This window comes from Duganella sp. Dugasp56 (assembly GCF_047304105.1).
GTDB lineage: Bacteria > Pseudomonadota > Gammaproteobacteria > Burkholderiales > Burkholderiaceae_D > Rugamonas > Rugamonas hordei.
In genome coordinates this window covers 54,277-68,077 of record NZ_JBGLYQ010000009.1, presented here as the reverse complement: position 1 = coordinate 68,077, position 13,801 = coordinate 54,277, and the positions used below count along the sequence as shown (strand labels likewise).

The 13,801-nt window shown below is 64.7% G+C and carries 10 protein-coding genes; 3 read left to right on the top strand and 7 right to left on the bottom strand.

Translation table 11 applies throughout. The annotated features are described in order from the left end of the window. Window positions 1–119 precede the first annotated feature (119 nt). The 4 genes from ACCD07_RS08095 to ACCD07_RS08080 all read right to left on the bottom strand — a co-directional run bounded on the left by ACCD07_RS08095 (window position 120) and on the right by ACCD07_RS08080 (window position 6,524). Window positions 120–926 (bottom strand): rhamnogalacturonan acetylesterase, encoded by an 807-nt coding sequence (locus tag ACCD07_RS08095; RefSeq protein ID WP_413447044.1) that lies wholly within the window; start codon window positions 924–926, stop codon window positions 120–122. A gap of 56 nt (window positions 927–982) precedes the next feature. Then, complete coding sequence (locus ACCD07_RS08090; RefSeq protein WP_413447043.1) at window positions 983–2,857, bottom strand: glycoside hydrolase family 28 protein; 1,875 nt, start codon at window positions 2,855–2,857, stop codon at window positions 983–985. A gap of 8 nt (window positions 2,858–2,865) precedes the next feature. Then, window positions 2,866–5,589 (bottom strand): TonB-dependent receptor plug domain-containing protein, encoded by a 2,724-nt coding sequence (locus tag ACCD07_RS08085; protein ID WP_353399732.1) that lies wholly within the window; start codon window positions 5,587–5,589, stop codon window positions 2,866–2,868. 230 nt (window positions 5,590–5,819) lie between these two features. Continuing rightward, window positions 5,820–6,524: a FadR/GntR family transcriptional regulator gene (locus ACCD07_RS08080; RefSeq protein WP_176654665.1), complete on the bottom strand. Its 705-nt coding sequence runs from the start codon at window positions 6,522–6,524 to the stop codon at window positions 5,820–5,822. Between the two features lie 307 nt (window positions 6,525–6,831). Here ACCD07_RS08080 and garD point away from each other — a divergent pair, with 307 nt between their 5' ends. Both garD and ACCD07_RS08070 read left to right on the top strand, forming a co-directional pair. Beyond that, window positions 6,832–8,394 carry a galactarate dehydratase gene (garD, locus tag ACCD07_RS08075; RefSeq protein ID WP_176654664.1) on the top strand — a complete coding sequence of 521 codons (1,563 nt, stop codon included), beginning with the start codon at window positions 6,832–6,834 and terminating at the stop codon, window positions 8,392–8,394. A gap of 29 nt (window positions 8,395–8,423) precedes the next feature. Then, window positions 8,424–9,230: an NAD-dependent epimerase/dehydratase family protein gene (locus tag ACCD07_RS08070; protein WP_353399736.1), complete on the top strand. Its 807-nt coding sequence runs from the start codon at window positions 8,424–8,426 to the stop codon at window positions 9,228–9,230. Here the strand turns inward: ACCD07_RS08070 and ACCD07_RS08065 are convergent. Continuing rightward, complete coding sequence (locus tag ACCD07_RS08065) at window positions 9,218–10,138, bottom strand: LysR substrate-binding domain-containing protein (protein WP_413447042.1); 921 nt, start codon at window positions 10,136–10,138, stop codon at window positions 9,218–9,220. The two genes, ACCD07_RS08070 and ACCD07_RS08065, sit on opposite strands and share 13 nt — an antisense overlap. Window positions 10,139–10,253: 115 nt before the next feature. On the opposite strand from ACCD07_RS08065, the gene ACCD07_RS08060 reads away from it, so the two are divergent. Then, window positions 10,254–10,652 carry a RidA family protein gene (locus ACCD07_RS08060; protein ID WP_176654661.1) on the top strand — a complete coding sequence of 133 codons (399 nt, stop codon included), beginning with the start codon at window positions 10,254–10,256 and terminating at the stop codon, window positions 10,650–10,652. Here ACCD07_RS08060 and ACCD07_RS08055 read toward each other — a convergent pair. Both ACCD07_RS08055 and ACCD07_RS08050 read right to left on the bottom strand, forming a co-directional pair. After that, window positions 10,618–12,999 carry a CPBP family intramembrane glutamic endopeptidase gene (locus ACCD07_RS08055; protein WP_413447041.1) on the bottom strand — a complete coding sequence of 794 codons (2,382 nt, stop codon included), beginning with the start codon at window positions 12,997–12,999 and terminating at the stop codon, window positions 10,618–10,620. The genes ACCD07_RS08060 and ACCD07_RS08055 overlap by 35 nt on opposite strands. Then, on the bottom strand, window positions 12,996–13,736 hold the full coding sequence (locus ACCD07_RS08050) for an ABC transporter ATP-binding protein (protein WP_176654659.1): 741 nt from the start codon (window positions 13,734–13,736) through the stop codon (window positions 12,996–12,998). The genes ACCD07_RS08055 and ACCD07_RS08050 overlap by 4 nt, the downstream gene beginning before the upstream one ends. Between the last annotated feature and the right edge of the window lie 65 nt (window positions 13,737–13,801).

Here is a 13,801-nt window from a genome sequence, read left to right as displayed (position 1 = left end):
TGCGCATGATGGCGGGGCGACTGGTTCCGCGACGGTGCGCGTGTCCTGCGCGCGCACAGGTGCCATGGCCGCCGCTGTGAGCATGGTGGCGGCCGTGGCTACCAAGCGCAGGCCACGCATTATTGCTCGCTTTCCGGTTTGAACTGGCCGGCCGTTTCCGGCAAGGCGCGCTTCATCTCTTCCATCACCATGCGCGAGAAGTAGGCGGCGCCTTTGGTGCCCAGGTGCGTGCGGTCGAAGGCGGATTTGGCGGCGCCGGCGACTTCCACCTTGCCTGCCGCCAGCGACGCTTCGGTGGCCTTGTCGGGACGCGGCGCCATGGCCAGCGTGTCGGCTTCATCCTCGCCCATGGCTTGCACGGCGGCGTAGCTGTCGGCGTTCAGGTCCAGCAGCGCGACGTGCTGCGCGGCGGCGGTGGCGCGGATAACTTCCACCCATGGCAGCAGATTGTTTTCCAGGACCTTGTTGGTGAAGCTGCGGCGGGTCAGCGGCGTGACCAGTACCGGCACGCCACCGAGCGCCTTCACTTCCTGCACATAGCGGGTCATGTTGGCGGGGAATTCGGTTTTCAGGTCGGTCGAGCGGCCCGGCTTGCCCGGCTGGTCGTTGTGGCCGAACTGGATCAGCACATAGGTGGCGCGATAAGCGGCGGCGCCGCGCAGCAGGCCCTCGACTTCGTCCCATCGACCTTCGGCGCGGAAGCTGCCGGAACTGCGGCCGCCCTTGGCGAGGTTGATGCAGGTATTGGCGCGGTTGATGCGGGCGCAGAAGGCGTCGCCGTAGCCGCTGGTGTTGGCCATCGTCGAATCGCCGACGAGGATCACGCGGATCGGCTTGGCCGGCGCGGGTGCAGGCATGTCGGCGGCGTGACCGGCCGCGCCGGCCAGTGTCAGGGCGGCGGCAATGGTGAGGCTCTGGAAGTTCATGATGATATCCGGGATAAAAAAAAGGCGCCGGCCGCGTCGCGGTCCGGCGCCTGGACTCAGGCGGAGAAACTCTTGTTGACAGCCTTGCCGGCTATCTTGACGTTCTTCAGCTTCAGACCCTTGACGTTATAGAGATACAGCGGCTTGTCGGCGTTGACCGGCGTGCCCAGGTCGCAGTCGCTGACTTCGATGTCGGACACCGGCAGCACCACCGGCTTGCCCGGGCCGTTGTAGTCCGACGCCACCGGCCCCAGGATCACGATCGCCTGGTAGCAGGAGAACTTGCCATCCTTGGTCTCGACATTGGCACAGGTCACGTTCGAGATCCGTACATGGCTGACACTGGGCGGACGTATCCGCACGTTGTCGTTGATCGGATCGTAGCCGCAATCGATGGTGATGATGCCGCCCGCCGATGTCGCCACCGACTTGTTCGGTATCAGCGAGCCTGGCAGCGACGAGTAGAACGCCGGCGTGGTGCGGATACCGTTCGGGATGTGCACGTTCCGCACATGCATATTGCGCAGATAGCCGCCGCGGCTCATGTTGGTCTTCAGGCGGATCGCGATGTTCAGCGGATCGGTCTTCCAGTTGCTGTTCTCGAACACCAGGTTCTGCGCGTAGATGTTCTCGATCCCGCCGGACATGATGCTGCCCAGCGTCAAAGCCCCGTGGCCGCTCTGCATCTTGCAGTTCTGGATCACGATGTTCTTGGCGGGTCCGAACTGGATGTCCGGGCCCTTGCCCGAGTCGATCGCGATGCAGTCGTCGCCGGTGTTGAAGTGGCAGTCCTCGATCAGCACGTTGGTACACGACTCCGGGTCGAAGCCGTCGCTGTTCGGACCCATGCTGTTGGCATAGATCTTCTTCACGTGCATATTGTGGCAGTTGACCGGGTTGTGCTGCCAGAACGGCGTGTTGGTGGTCTGGTAGCCTTCGAACAGCACGTTGGTGCAGCTGATGAACTGCACCATGTGCGGACGCAGGTAGTGACCGAGGCCGAAGATGCGCTTCTCCACCGGCACCCGGGCTTCCGCCAGCGAACGCAGATAGTAGGAGTCGGTGCGCCACTTGTCGTTCGGGCCCTGGATGAACAGGGCTTCCGCTTCGCTCAGGTGCGGCGCGACTTCGCGCAGCGAGGTCGGATTGGCCGGATTGACGTGCACTTCGGTCTTGCCCTTGGTGTGCTTGACGTAGTTGCCGGCGCCGGCGGCGATGTCGCCGGCCCAATTCGGTTTCTCGCGGCCCTTGTACGACCACCAGCAATCCGGATCGCCGTCGAAGGCGACGCCGGCCTGGCCGTCCAGGATGGCGCTGTTGTCTTCTCCGGTCAGGGCTATGTTGTCCTGACCGTGGGCGTAGATCATCGATGAGAAGTTCAGGCAGTCGTTGCCCTCCCAGCGCGTGATCGACAGCTTGCCGTTCTTGCCGCAGTCGTAGGCGCCGTACTTTGCGTAGTCGGCCGGGTTGTTGCTGAAGTAGACGTGGGCATCCGCCTTCAGGTGCACGTTCACGTTCGACAGCAGCACCACGGGGCCGGCGCAGTACCAGCTGCCGGCAGGGATCACCACGCGGCCGCCGCCGGCCTTGTGGCAGGCGGCGATGGCCGCGGCGATGGCAGGGTAGCAGTCATGCGAGCCGGAGACCGGGGTTTGCAGCGTGTCCGACTCGGTGAACGAAGTCCATGCCGTCACCGCTTTGGTCTGGCAGGGAGCCGCGCCGAAAGCGGTGATGGTGAAATCCTCGTCGCGGAACTTCAGCGGCTTGCTGACTCGGTCGATGATCGCCTGCGCCTCCTTCCACGGATCGGATGCTTTCGCCGTGGCCGCCATCGCCGCCGGGCCGGCGGCGCCGGTCAGGCCCGCAGCCGACAGGGCCTGCAGGAAGCGGCGGCGGCCAAGGCCTTCGCGTTTCTGTTCGTCGTTATGCATCTGCTCTCTCAATAGAAGGTGTAGGTTGCGCGGACGTTGTAGGCGCGGCCGATCGGGCTGGCGGCGCTGCTCAGGTAACCGAAGCTATACAGGCTGCTGTTGGTCACTGGAGGATTCACGTTGAACAGATTGGTGATGCCGCCGGTGATCTGGATGTTCTTGAAGCCGTTGTAAGTCGTGGTCCAGTTCCATACCTTGTACGAGTTGATGTTGCGCCAGTACTGCTGCGCTACCAGGTTCTGGTCGGTGTACTTGGAGTTGTAGTTCTGGGTCATCTGCATGTTCCAGTTGCCCTTGGCCCAGTTCAGCTTAAGCGTGTGCTTCCAGCGGAAGGTGATGATAGGCAGGCTGCTGGTGGTGCCGTTGCTGGCCAGGCCGAACTGGCCGACGTTCGATACGTACGGGCTGCCCTTGTCCAGCTGATTGTCGAACTGGGTCAGGTAGGTGCCGTCGATCGATGCCTTGAAGTCGCCATAGTCGGTGCGCGGGAATGCGTACGAAGCCGAGACGTCGACACCGGCCGCCTTCTGGCCGCCCAGGTTCATCGTGGTGTTCTTGATGTAGTTGATCGTGCCGTCGGCGTTGCGCACGAAGTACGACGCATACTTCACCGGATCGAGGAAGTAGACCTGCTCCGGCAAGTTCGCCAGCATGTCGGTCATCTTGATGTTCCAGTAGTCGATCGACACCATCGACGACTTGGTCGGCTCGAACACGGTACCCAGCGTGAAGCCCTTCGATTTTTCCGGCACCAGGTCGGGGTTGGAGCCGGTCTGCTTGGGCAGCGTGGTGTTGCAGACTGTCGAAGCGACGTAGCCCGGCAGCGCCTTGCCGGTGCCGGCCACGCCTGGCGTACCGCCCGGGCACAGGACCGGATCGTCCCACTTGGCGGCGGTCAGGCCGGTGGCGCCCGGCAGGCGGTAGCCGTAGCGGTCGAACAGGGTCGGTGCGCGGAAGCCGGTGTTGGCCGAACCGCGGAACATCAGCTGCTTGGTCGGTTCGTAGCGGAAGCTGACCTTGGGATTGATGGTGTTGCCGAAGTCGCTGAAATGGTCGTCGCGCACGGCGGCGTTCAGTTCCAGCGTTTTGGTGATCGGCACATTCAGCTCGGCGAACAGCGCGGCCACGTTGCGATTGCCTTCACCGTGCGACGGCACGGCGCTGGCGTAGGTGACTTCGCCGCTGATCGGCAGCTTGGTGTCTTCGGTGGTGTCGCGGTGGAAGTCTGCACCCAGCGCCAGCGCCAGCGAGCCGCCTTCCAGTTCCATCAGCGAGCGGCTGGCGGTCAGGTCGACGCCGGTGAAGGTGCTCTTCGAGGTGCGGTTCTTGGCGCCGTCCACCTTGATGGTGTCCAGGTAGGCCTTGCCGTCTGCGTCCTGCAGGCCGAACGGATTCAGGGCGCCGCTCTTCAGGCCGTCCAGCAGGCCCTGGCCCTTGACGTAGCCGGAGTAGTAGTAGTTGTCGCGATTCGAGATACCGACCACCAGGCCGGCCTTGTAGTCCCAGCCCGCCAGCGTGCCCTCGTCGCTGACCGAGAAGCGCTGGTTCAGCTGGACGTCCTTGGTGGTGGCCAGGCCGAGGTCGGCCACGGCCCAGGTCAGGATCAGCGGTGCGTTGTTCAGGCCTGCCACGGCAGGCACGCCGCCGGCTTTGCCCGGATACCATTTGCTGGTCGATGGCAGCGTGGCGCTGACGCCGCTGACGGCCAGCGCATTGGTCGGGTTCTTGGTGCCGAGGATGAATTCCTCGCCGCGCGAGTAGTCGACGGTGACGACGTGGTCTTCACTCAGCTTCTTGGCGGCGCGGGCGTAGAACGTCACTTGCTGGTTGGCGTACAGCGCGGTGCCGTATTCGTTGGCATCAAGGACGCAAGTGCCCTTCTGGCCGACGATCGAATAAGGAGCCAGGCAGCCGCTTGCGGCGTACGGGTTCTGCGCGGTCTTGTTGGTGGAGGTGGTGAAGTTTGCAGGCGTCGCGTTGCCGCCGGTGCCCAGCGTAGGCGGACGGCCGATGCTGGTCAGCAGGGCGGCGGAGCTCAGGTCGGCGCGGTCCCTGGCGGCCAGGCGGGTGCGCTGGTGGGCGTCGATGGTGCCGTAGACGCTCCAGCCGTCGCGTTCCAGGTTGCCCTTGCCCCAGGTGATGCTGGCGCGCTGCTCGTCGCCGCCGCCGTTCTTTTCAGGCTGCACTTCCTGGCCGGTCAACGACAGGCCTTCGTACGAAGTCTTGGTGATGAAGTTGACCACGCCGCCGATCGCGTCGGAGCCGTAGATCGACGAAGCACCGTCACGCAGGATCTCAACGCGGGACAGGGCGCTCATTGGAATCACGTCCAGGTTGGCATAGCCGTCGGCGATCGCCTCGTTGGCCATGCGGCGGCCGTTCAGCAGCACCAGCGTGCGGTTGACGCCCAGGCCGCGCAGGTTGATGTTGGTGCCGGAGCCGGCGTTCGACGGCGCCAGCGAAGCCGATTGCGGCAGCGACATCATGACGTCGGCCAGCGTGGTGATACCTTGTTTGATGAAGTCTTCGGCCTTGACGGTGCTGACCGGCAGCGATGCCTCGGTCGCCAGGCGCTTGATGCTCGAACCGGTCACCTCGACGCGGGTCATCGCCTCGCCGGACTGCTGCGCGGCAGCCTGGTTGGCCAGCGTCAGCACAGCCACGGTAATGGCCGACAACAGCAGCCGGGGTTGGGCGGAACGTTTTTGGACCGAGTGATCGGACTTGTTCATGCTTGTCTCCTTCGTTTTTTGAATAAAGTTATGCGTCGTGCTGAATGTGCACTGGACGTGATTGGAGCACCTCGCGTACTCCGTGCCGTTGAGACGAGGGCTGCTGCGCGATGGCAGGCCGAGGTCGCAAACCGGTCGATAACTTGATTACTTTGTTCGCGGACCGGCATCGAGGCCGGTCCTGCGGTATTGCTGCTATTACTGCTATTGCTGCGGCTACTGCCGATGCTTCATCCGCGCGAGAAGGTGCGGGTCACGCGTTCGAGGTGTGCGCGCATGGCTTTGCGCGCCGCGGCCGGATCGTGGGCGGCAATGGCCTCCAGGATGCGGCGGTGATCCTTCAGTGTCTCCTGGCGCAGCTCCTCGGTCTGGAAGTGTTCCTTGAGCTTGTGCCACAGGCGGCCGCGCTGGTCCCACAGGTAGTTCAGCGACCCGACCAGCGCGCTGTTGCCGGTGGCGCGCGCGATGGCGATGTGGAAGTTGCGGTCGGCCTGCTCGTTGCTTGAATAGTTGGCGTGGTTCTGTTCCATCTCGACCACCGCCTTGAGGATGGCGTCGATGGCGCTGTCGGTGGCGACGCGCGCGGCGATGGCGGCGATTTCGGATTCGATCAGGCGGCGCGCGGACAGCACTTCAAACGGCCCGGCGCCCGCTTCCGGCAGGTCGGCGGCGACCGGCTCGGGCACGTCGCTGACATAGACGCCGGAGCCGCCGCGCACTTCGATCACGCCGCCCAGTTCCAGCGCGATCAGCGCTTCGCGCAGCGAGGCGCGGCTGACGCTGAGCTTGGCGGCCAGATCGCGCTCGGACGGCAGGCGTTCGCCGGCGGCGATGTTTTCGTTCTGGATCAGCTCCTGGATGCGGTCGGCCACCACGCGGTACAAGCGCGGTTCGTGGGTGTTGCCGTCGGCTGGAGCGGAAGATTTTTTCAACATTTGTCTCATCTCGTTAGTGGCATTGTCTTGCCATCTGGTCAGGCCATTCTAAGGTGGTCAGACCAAATATGCAATGTGGACTAGCCAAATTAATTTTTAGCTGTCATACTAAAATCATCAAGCAGCCGTATGACGACCGGTTTTTTCAGGGGAGAAGCCCCGGAATAATGCGGTTCTCAGGCTGTGGCGTCAAGGCCACAACCAGCGGCCGGCCGGCCACGAACCAACTGGCCTGACCACTTTGCAGCACTAAAAAACAACGCAAAAACAACGTTCGCCGGGACCTGGGCCCGGAAAAGGAATTCAGATGACGACACCGACGAGCGCAGGTACGCCGCGCTACATCCTCATGCACGACAACGATAACGTCGCGATTGTCGTCAACGACGGCGGCCTGTCCGCCGGCGCCGTCTTCGCCAGCGGCCTGGCGCTGCTGGAGGCGATCCCGCAGGGACACAAGGTCGCGCTGAGCAGCCTGGCCAAGGGCGACCCGATCAAGCGCTATAACGTCACCATCGGCTACGCGGCGCGCGACATCGCCGCCGGCAGCTGGGTCAACGAACAGAATGTGGACATGCCCGCCGCGCGCGAACTGGTCAACCTGCCGATCGCCACGGTCAAGCCGCCGCCGGCCGAGCCGCTGGAGGGCTACACCTTCGAGGGCTTCCGCAATCCGGACGGCAGCGTCGGCACGCGCAACATCCTGGCCATCACCACCACCGTGCAGTGCGTGGCGGGCGTGGTGGAAGTCGCGGTCAAGCGCATCAAGGACGAACTGCTGCCGAAGTATCCGAACGTCGACGACGTCGTCGGCCTGGAGCACACCTACGGCTGCGGCGTGGCGATCGACGCGCCGGGCGCGATGGTGCCGATCCGCACGCTGCGCAATATCAGCTTGAACCCGAACTTCGGCGGCCAGGCCATGGTGGTCAGCCTCGGTTGCGAAAAGCTGCAGCCGACGCGCTTGTTCCCCAAGGGTTCGATCCCGATCCAGAACGGCGGCGGCGCCGATCCGGCGCTGGTCTGCCTGCAGGATGCGCAGCATGTCGGCTTCATGTCGATGATCGATTCGATCGTGAAGCAGGCCGAGATCAACCTGGCCGCGCTGGACAAGCGCCGGCGCGAGACCGTGCCGGCGTCCGAGCTGGTGGTCGGCGTGCAGTGCGGCGGCAGCGACGCCTTCTCCGGCGTGACCGCCAACCCGGCCGTGGGCTTTGCCACCGACCTGCTGGTGCGCGCCGGGGCCACCGTGTTGTTTTCCGAGGTGACCGAAGTCCGCGACGGCATCGACCAGCTGACCTCGCGCGCCGCCACGCCGGAAGTGGCCGAAGCGATGATCCGCGAGATGGAGTGGTACGACAATTACCTGAAGCGCGGCGGCGTCGATCGCAGCGCCAACACCACGCCCGGCAACAAGAAGGGCGGCCTGTCCAACATCGTGGAGAAGGCGATGGGCTCCATCGTCAAGTCGGGCAGCAGTGCGATCTCGGGCGTGCTGTCGCCGGGCGAGAAGCTGACGCAAAAGGGTTTGATCTACGCCGCCACGCCCGCCAGCGATTTCATTTGCGGCACGCTGCAGGTGGCGGCCGGCATGAACCTGCACGTCTTTACCACCGGCCGTGGCACGCCGTACGGCCTGGCCGAAGTGCCGGTGATTAAAGTCGCCACCCGCAACGAGCTGGCCGCCCGCTGGCACGATCTGATGGACATCAACGCCGGCCGCATCGCCAGCGGCGAGGCCACCATCGCGGACGTCGGCTGGGAGATGTTCCAGCTGTTGCTGGATGTCGCCAGCGGACGCCGTACCTGGGCGGAAAAATGGAAGCTGCATAATGCACTGGTGCTGTTCAACCCGGCCCCGGTGACCTGAAAACACGAGAATAGACACGAGACCTGAAAATGACCAAACCATTCAAACGATTGCTGCTGACCGGCGCCGCCGGCGGCCTGGGTAAAATCCTGCGCGACCGCATCAAGCCCTGGGCGGATGTGGTGGTGTTGTCCGATATCGCCGACATGGGCGAGGCCCGCGAAGGCGAGGAAATCATCCAGTGCGACCTGGCCGACAAGCCGGCCGTGATGAAGTTGCTCGAAGACGTGGATGCGGTGCTGCATTTCGGCGGCATCTCGACCGAGAACGTGTTCGAGAACATCGTCTCGGCCAATATCGTCGGCACGGCCAACCTGTATGAGGCCGCGCACAAGCACGGCGTCAAGCGCATCATCTTCGCCAGCTCGAACCACACCGTCGGCTTCTACCGCAACACCGACTACATCGACGCGGACGCCCGCACGCGCCCGGACAGCTTCTACGGCGTCAGCAAATGCTTCGGCGAGCAGCTGGCGAGCTACTACTTCGACCGCACCGGTCTGGAGACGGTTTGCCTGCGCATCGGCTCGTCGTTCCCGGAACCGGTCGATCCGCGCATGATGGTGACGTGGCTCAGCTACGACGATCTGGTCGAGGCGCTGCGCTGCTCGCTGTTTGCCCCGCGCGTGGGCTTTACGATCCTGTTCGGCGTCTCGGACAACCAGTCCAAGTGGTGGGACAACAGCAAGGCCTCTCATCTGGGCTTCAACGCAAAGGACAGCTCGGCGCAGTTCGCGGCCAAATTCCCGGCCACCGGCGCCTATCCCGGGCCGAACGCCGCCGTCACCTATCACGGTGGCGGCTTCGCGCTGGCGGAAATGCGCTACAAGGACTGAGTGGCGGCCACCAGCTCGTCTATCCACCCGATGAACACGCGCAGCTTGGCGCTGAGGTGGCGGTTCTGCGGATAGGCGAGGTATAAAGGCATGGGATCGAGCTGCCAGTCCTCGAACAGGGTGGCCAGTTCGCCTGCCGCCACGTGCGGCGCCGCCATGTAGCGCGGCAGCCAGAGCACGCCCATGCCGGCCAGTCCCGCCGCCAGGCAGGCGTTGCCGTCATCGGCCGCGACCACGTAGCGGCCTTTCAATTCCAGCGATTCTTCCGCGCCGTTGCGGTGGCGCCTGATGCGTGCGGTCGCGATGGTGCCGCTGCCGGAGCGCAGGAAGCCGACGATGTGATGCGGCGCCTGCTCCAGGTCGCGGGGATGCGCCGGCGTTCCCGCGCCGCGCAGGTAGGCCGGCGCGGCGTATGCGCCTAGCCGCAAGTTCGCGACGCGGCGCGCCACCAGCGACGGCACGGTGATTTCCCCGCCGCGCAGCACGCAGTCGACGTTCTCGCCAATGACATCGACATTGCGGTCGCTCACGCCCATGATGACCTGGATCTCCGGATAGCGCCGGTGGAACTCCGGCAGCGCCGGCATCAGTATCAGTCGCGCGAACGGGCTGGGAACATCGATGCGCAGGCGTCCGCGCGGTGCGGCGAGATCGCCGGCCAGCGCATGGTCCGCATCTTCCAGGTCGCCCAGCAGGCGCACCACGCGCTCGTAGTAGGCCGCACCTTCCGGCGTAACCTTGACCTGCCGCGTGGTGCGGTTCAGCAGTTTGACGCGCAGGCGCGCCTCCAGTTGCTGCACCAGCTGCGACACCGTGGTCTTGCTCATATTGAGCGTCTGCGCCGCCTTGGTGAAGCTGCCTGCTTCCACTACACGGGCAAACGCCTGCAGCGTGTCGAATCTGTCCATGGGTTTTCGGGTTCGATTGTTTGGGATCGCCAAACAGTCATTGTACGTCTTGCCTGTTTATCGTTCGGCGGGATTTTTCTACAGTCTCGGTATCCCATCACTGTAGGAGTTAGTCATGTCTGTACGCGACGTAGTTTTTCCCGCCGGCCGCCAGGCGCTGTATGAGCGCAACCGTTATTCGCCGGCGATCCGGTCCAATGGCTTTCTGTTCGTGTCGGGGCAGGTCGGCAGTCTGCCCGACGGCTCGCCGGAGCCCGAGCTGGAAGCCCAGGTGCGCCAGGCATTCGAGAACCTGAACGCGATCCTGGCTGCGGCGGGCGGCAGTTTCGAGGATGTCGTCGACGTCACCGTGTTCATGGTCGATCCGGCGACGAGGTTCGAGCGCATCTGGTCCGTCGTCGGCGAGTTCTGGGGCGATGCGCCGCATCCTACCGTTACCGCTGTCGGCGTCACCTGGTTGTACGGTTTCGATTTCGAGATCAAGGTAATAGCCAGAGCTGCGAACCGAGAATGACCGCGTTGTATGAGGCGTGGACCAGCATGGGCGCCAGCAGGCTTTTGCTGCGCTCGTAGGTCCACGCGGTGCACAGGCCCAGCGCGAATACCGGCAGCATCGACAGCGGCGGATGGACCACGGCGAAGACCGCTGCGCTCATCAGCATGGCGCGCGGCGCGGATATCGAGCGCCGGAGGCCGCCGTAGATTAGGCCACGGAAGATGAATTCCTCGCACAACGGCGCGGCCACCACGGCCAGCAGCATGATCCAGCCACGGCCGCCTGTCGATGCCGCGGTCTGCCGGGCGACGTCCGCCCACAGCGCCGAGTGGTGCAGCGCGGCCAGGTAGCCCACGCCGGCGATACACGCCACGCCGGCCGTCAGCGCGCCATGGCGCAGCGATTGCGCGACATCGCCGCCGCGCAGGATGGCCGGCACGCCGGCCGCCTTGCTGCGCCAGTAGCTGAAGCGCATCAGCGCATATACCAGCGCGCCGGCCGCGGCGAAGGCGATGGTCATGGATTTCGGATCGATGGCCTTCGGGTCCCGCGCGATCACCAGCACGACGATGCCCTGCAGGATGAAGAAGGCGGTGGCGGCGATCAGCCCGTCGGAGGTCGATACGCGCGGCGGCGGAGCTGCGGCCGGATCGAGCAGATAGGGCAGGGCGTCGCGCGCCTTCTGCCACAAGGCCAGCGCCATCGATGCGATCAGCACCATCACCACCAGCTTTTGCGACCACACGCTGCTGTAGATCGACCAGGTGTAGAAGCTGGCCAGCAGCATGTAGAGATAGATGTAGGTCGGCCGCACGCGGGAACGGACGTCGACCGCCTGCGGATCGCAGGCGAACACGCCCAGCGAGACGGCGATCACCGAGTAGATCGGAATGCCGGCGAAGACGATCAGCAGCAGCACCAGCATGGTCCAGTCGAACTGCGTGGTGTACCAGGCGCTGATGCCGATGACGACCAGTGGATAGACCATGGTCAGCACGCCCCACAGCTGGGCTTTTTCCTTCAACACGCTCTCGATCGAGCGCGGCACGGTGTACAGCAGCCACAGTACCTGGCCTTCGTTGTTCAGCGTCTGGAAGGCCGACAGCATCAGCACGTAGACGCCGATGCCGAAGGCGATGGCGGCGGCGGTGGTGTGGTGCTGGCCCAGCTCCGCCAGGCTATTGAGCTTGCCGTTGAAGACCATCTGGCTGACGACGATCACCACCGGCAGCAGCAGCGTTTGCACCAGGAAGTTGCGGTCGCGGCTCAGCAGCCGCAGCTCGCGGCGCTTGATCGGCGACAGCGCGTTGGACAGCCGGCTGCGCAGGTTGCCGCTGGAGGCAGCCGGCAGCTTGCGCCGCACGCTCTCCCTTGAACCTGAATTGACGACGCCATTGCGCAGCTGGTAGCGCATCAGCGCTACCCCGGCCCACAGCAGCACCGCGGTCTGCGCCAGCAGCATCGCGATGATGTGCACGGCCCGGCCCCAGTCGGGCGCCTGCATCGCTTGCAGCACCAGCCCCGGCGGCGTCCAGCCGGCCCATGCCGGGAAGGCGCGCGCCCAGTCCATCACAAAGCCGCTGGCGCCGGGCATGCCAAGCGCCATGACGAAGTAGATCAGCGGCATGCTGAACAAACCGGTGACGGCCTGCAGGTTGCGCAGCTGCGAGGCCGGCAGCCACATACGCAATCCGGTGTCGGCCAGCGTATGCAGCAAGGCGGCCAGCGGCAGCAGCATGAGCGCCGCCAGCAGCGCCGCCAGCGGCGCGAACCAGGCCAGGTTCGAATACCAGGCGATCATGGCCAGTGGCGGCAACAGCGCGAACATGCCGCTGAAGTTGGCGGCGCTGCGCTCCAGCAGCCGTCCCCACAACAGCGTCGAGCGTTCGACCGGCATGGTCACCAGCCATTCCATGTCCCAGTCGGGTTGCGCCAGCTCCTTGCTGCCCAGCGGGAGCAGGACGGCGATGCCGAACAGCAGCGTGACCACCATCGTCAGGCCGCCGGCCAGCTCGGGCTCGAACGGGGCCTTGTGCAGTTCGACGGCGGACGCTTCAAGATTGCCCTGGCGGGCGCCGTGCTGGTCGACCTGGTTGCAGGCGCTGTCGGCCACCAGGTGGCACTGCATGTTGAGCACCACGTTGCGCGACAGGCTGAGGAAAGAGAACGACATGAACAGCACCATCAGCAAGGTCAGCACCCACAGACTACTCTTTTTGCCGGCGATGCCGTCGCGCGCCTTCTTCTTGCGGAATTTGCGGAACAGGTTATTGGCCACCATATTGCGCTGGCGGGTCAGGCGCATTTTTGTCATCAGCCAGATGGCGCGCGCCTGCGTCGGCGGTTGTGCTGTTTGCTGCGTCATTCGGCGCTCTCCGCCGCCGCTTCGTCGGTGATCTTCAGGAACACGTCTTCCAGCGAGCCGCTGGCCGAAGCCTCTGCGCGGATTTCGTCGAGCGTGCCGGTGGCCGCCAGCTGGCCGTGGTGGATGATGCCGACGCGGTCGCACAGCTTTTCCGCCATGTCCAGCAGGTGGGTGGAGACGAAGATGGTGACGCCGCGCGCAGCTGCCGCCAGCAGGCGCTCCTGCACGTCGCGCGAGGCGCGCGGATCGAGGCCGTTGATTGGTTCATCGAGGATCAGCACCGCAGGGTCGTGGATCAGCGCGCAGGCCAGGCCGAGGCGCTTCTTCATGCCCAGCGAGTAGTTGACGGCGTAGTCCTCGGCCGCTTCCTCGAGGCCGAACTCGGCCAGCAGGCTGGCGCCGCGGCGGGCCGCCTCGGCGCGCTCGAAGCCGTGCATCTCGGCGACGAATTGCAGGATCTCGCGGCCGCGCAGGTAGTCGTAGAAGATCGGCGTGTCGGGCAGGTAGCCCACGCGGCGCTTGACCTCCGCCGGCTCGGCGTGGCAATCGAGGCCGTCGATCAGCACGTGGCCGGCGCTGGGCACCAGGATGCCCATCATCATGCGGATGGTGGTGGTTTTGCCGGCGCCGTTGGGGCCGAGGAAGCCGAACACTTCGCCGCGTTTGACGGTCAGCGTCAGCGGTTTGACGGCGCTGAAGCCGCCATAGATCTTGGACAGTCCCTGGAATTCGATCATGTTAACCCTCGCGCCGCCGCCATGACGGCCTCGGCAATGTTATGAAATTATCTAGCTATCATAAC

Bases quoted from the DNA above. Each gene is read 5' to 3' on its own strand.
- ACCD07_RS08095 (WP_413447044.1), bottom strand. From the start codon at position 926: ATGAACTTCCAGAGCCTCACCATTGCCGCCGCCCTGACACTGGCCGGC.
- ACCD07_RS08060 (WP_176654661.1), top strand. From the start codon at position 10,254: ATGTCTGTACGCGACGTAGTTTTTCCCGCCGGCCGCCAGGCGCTGTAT.
- ACCD07_RS08090 (WP_413447043.1), bottom strand. From the start codon at position 2,857: ATGCATAACGACGAACAGAAACGCGAAGGCCTTGGCCGCCGCCGCTTC.
- ACCD07_RS08070 (WP_353399736.1), top strand. From the start codon at position 8,424: ATGACCAAACCATTCAAACGATTGCTGCTGACCGGCGCCGCCGGCGGC.
- ACCD07_RS08065 (WP_413447042.1), bottom strand. From the start codon at position 10,138: ATGGACAGATTCGACACGCTGCAGGCGTTTGCCCGTGTAGTGGAAGCA.
- garD (WP_176654664.1), top strand. From the start codon at position 6,832: ATGACGACACCGACGAGCGCAGGTACGCCGCGCTACATCCTCATGCAC.
- ACCD07_RS08055 (WP_413447041.1), bottom strand. From the start codon at position 12,999: ATGACGCAGCAAACAGCACAACCGCCGACGCAGGCGCGCGCCATCTGG.
- ACCD07_RS08080 (WP_176654665.1), bottom strand. From the start codon at position 6,524: ATGTTGAAAAAATCTTCCGCTCCAGCCGACGGCAACACCCACGAACCG.
- ACCD07_RS08085 (WP_353399732.1), bottom strand. From the start codon at position 5,589: ATGAACAAGTCCGATCACTCGGTCCAAAAACGTTCCGCCCAACCCCGG.
- ACCD07_RS08050 (WP_176654659.1), bottom strand. From the start codon at position 13,736: ATGATCGAATTCCAGGGACTGTCCAAGATCTATGGCGGCTTCAGCGCC.